The 438-nt window shown below is 61.4% G+C and carries 1 pseudogene; it reads left to right on the top strand.

Features of this window, described 5'->3' with window-relative positions:
* A pseudogene (locus ACPUD7_RS17840) lies at window positions 1–438 on the top strand (IS1380 family transposase); the annotation flags it as partial.

Here is a 438-nt window from a genome sequence, read left to right as displayed (position 1 = left end):
GTTCACTCTGCGTCGAAGCAGGGAGCTGGGTTCGGCTACCAAGGCAGTCGCGGCCTCAACGCACTGTTGGCGACCGCGTCAACCCGCGACTCCAGCCAGATCATTGTGGGCCAGCGTCTGCGCAAAGGCTCGACCTCGTCAGCACGTGGTGCTGATAAGTTCGTCTCCGACGCTGTGGCCACCACCAAACGCATCAACCCTGGTGCTGCGGTGCTCGTTCGCGCTGACTCGGCATACTACTCATCGACCGTGACCAAAGCCGCCCACGATGCCGGGGCCAATGTGTCGATCACGGTACGCATGGACAAGAGGGTCAAAGCAGCGATCGGAACGATCAGCGACGACGCATGGACTGGCATCGAGTACCCCGATGCGATCTATGACGAGGAGTCCGGTGCCTGGGTCAGTAAGGCTGAAGTCGCCGAGGTTCCGTTCACC

This window comes from Brevibacterium sp. FAM 24630 (assembly GCF_049804075.1).
Taxonomy (GTDB): domain Bacteria; phylum Actinomycetota; class Actinomycetes; order Actinomycetales; family Brevibacteriaceae; genus Brevibacterium.
The sequence above is the reverse complement of the archived record's forward strand: the minus strand, read 5'-3'. Positions and strand labels throughout refer to the sequence as shown.